Here is a 2,503-nt window from a genome sequence, read left to right as displayed (position 1 = left end):
CGCCGTTCTTCATGGCGTCGACGATGTGCGGACGGCCTTCCAGGACCTTGCGGACCGTTTCCACGTTCAGACCCTGCTCGCCCAGATAGGCCGCGGTGCCTGAGGTGGCCAAGATCTTGAAGCCTTGGGCGATCAGCAGGCGAACCGGCTCGACGATCCAGGGCTTGTCGTCCTCACGGACGGAGACGAAGACGCAGCCGGTCTTGGGCAGGATCACCCCGCCGCCAAGCTGGCTCTTGGCGAAGGCGCGCGCGAAGGCGGGCGCCGAGGAGGTTTCGCCCTCGCGGATCCAGTCGAGGCCCATGACCTCGCCGGTAGAGCGCATTTCCGGGCCCAGCACCGTATCGACGCCGGCGAAGCGGGCGAACGGGAACACCGCTTCCTTCACCGCGACGTGGTCGAAGGGCTTTTCCACCAGGTCGAAGCTGGCGAGTTTCTCGCCGGCCATCAGCTTGGCGGCGATCGAGGCCAGCGGCTTGCCGATGGTCTTGGCGACGAACGGCACCGTGCGGCTGGCGCGCGGGTTCACTTCCAGCACGTAGATGCGCGGGGCGTCGGAGTGCGGTTCCTCAATGGCGAACTGCACGTTCATCAGGCCGCGAACTTCCAGGGCGCGCGCCATGGCTTCGGTTTGACGCTTCAGTTCGGCGATGGTTTCCGGCTTCAGCGAGAACGGGGGCAGGGAGCAGGCGCTGTCGCCCGAGTGCACCCCGGCCTCTTCAATGTGCTCCATGACGCCTGCCACGAAGACCTGGCCCGCATCGTCGCACAGGGCGTCGACGTCCACCTCGGTGGCGCGGCTCAGATACTGGTCGATCAGCACCGGGCTGTCGCCCGACACCTGCACGGCGGTGCGGACGTAGCGCTCGAGTTGCTCGTCGTCGCGGATGATCTCCATCGCTCGGCCGCCCAGCACGTAGGATGGACGGATGACGATGGGGTAGCCGACCTGATGGGCGCCGGCGAAGGCCTCGTCGCGCGAGCGGGCGATGGCGTTGATCGGCTGGGCGATTTTCAGCTTGTGCAGCAGTTGCTGGAAGCGCTCGCGGTCCTCGGCGAGGTCGATGGCGTCCGGGCTGGTGCCCAGGATTGGAATACCGGCGTCCTCAAGCGGCTTGGCGAGCTTCAGCGGCGTCTGGCCGCCGAACTGGACGATGACGCCCAGCAAGGTCCCACGGGCCTGCTCGACCGCGATCAGCTCCAGCACGTCCTCGGCAGTCAGTGGCTCGAAGTACAGGCGGTCTGAGGTGTCGTAGTCGGTGGAGACGGTCTCCGGGTTGCAGTTGACCATGATCGACTCGACGCCCAGGTCGCCGAGGGCGAAGGCCGCATGGCAGCAGCAATAGTCGAACTCGATGCCCTGGCCGATCCGGTTGGGACCGCCGCCCAGGATGATCGCCTTCTTGCGGTCGGTCGGCTCACTCTCGCACTCGGGGATCTGGCCAAGCGCGCCGGTCTCGTAGGTCGAGTACATGTAGGGCGTGGCGGCGCGGAACTCGCCGGCGCAGCTGTCGATGCGCTTGAACACCGGGCGAACGCCGTGGGCGCGGCGTTGTTCGCGAACCTCGGCCTCGGTGGTGTGGGTCAGCTTGGCCAGGCGGGCGTCGGAGAAGCCCTGAGCCTTGATGGCGCGGAACTCGGCGGCGGTCGCGGGCAGGCCGCGGTCGCGGATGCCGGCTTCGGCCTGGACCAGGGTTTCGAGCTGACGCAGGAACCACGGCTCGTAGGAGCAGGCCGCGTTGATCTCTTCGACGCTCAGGCCGTGACGGAAGGCCTGGGCGATGACGAGCAGACGGTCGGGCGTGGGCTGGCCGAGAGCGCGGATGACCGCGGCGCGGCCGGTTTCGGCGTCATGGGCGCCTTCGATCTCGATCTCGTCCAGGCCGGTCAGGCCGGTTTCGAGACCGCGCAGGGCCTTCTGCAGGCTCTCGGCGAAGGTGCGGCCGATAGCCATGACCTCGCCGACCGACTTCATGGCCGTGCTGAGCAAGGGCTCTGAACCCGGATACTTCTCAAAGGCGAAGCGCGGGATCTTGGTGACGACGTAGTCGATGCTGGGTTCGAACGAGGCCGGGGTCGCGCCGGTGATGTCGTTCATCAGTTCGTCGAGCGTGTAGCCGACGGCCAGGCGCGCGGCGACCTTGGCGATCGGGAAGCCGGTAGCCTTGGAGGCCAGGGCCGAGGAGCGCGACACCCGCGGGTTCATCTCGATGACGACCATGCGACCGTCAGCCGGGTTCACCGCGAACTGGACGTTGGAGCCGCCGGTTTCGACGCCGATCTCACGCAGGACCGCGATGCTCGCGTTCCGCATGATCTGGTATTCCTTGTCGGTGAGCGTCAGCGCCGGGGCGACGGTGATGCTGTCGCCGGTGTGCACGCCCATGGGGTCGAAATTCTCGATGGAGCAGATGACCACGCACTGGTCCTTGTGGTCCCGCATGACCTCCATCTCGTATTCCTTCCAGCCGAGCAGGCACTCCTCGACCAGCACCTCGTGCAC

The 2,503-nt window shown here is 67.0% G+C and carries 1 protein-coding gene; it reads right to left on the bottom strand.

Going from position 1 to position 2,503, the window contains the following annotated elements; genetic code table 11:
- Positions 1–2,503 (bottom strand): carbamoyl-phosphate synthase large subunit (carB, locus tag Q8M13_RS01970; protein WP_305297944.1); only part of this gene is annotated, 2,503 nt, incomplete at both ends.

Source organism: Phenylobacterium sp. (assembly GCF_030681155.1).
Classification (GTDB): Bacteria; Pseudomonadota; Alphaproteobacteria; order Caulobacterales; family Caulobacteraceae; genus Phenylobacterium.
The sequence above is the reverse complement of the archived record's forward strand: the minus strand, read 5'-3'. Positions and strand labels throughout refer to the sequence as shown.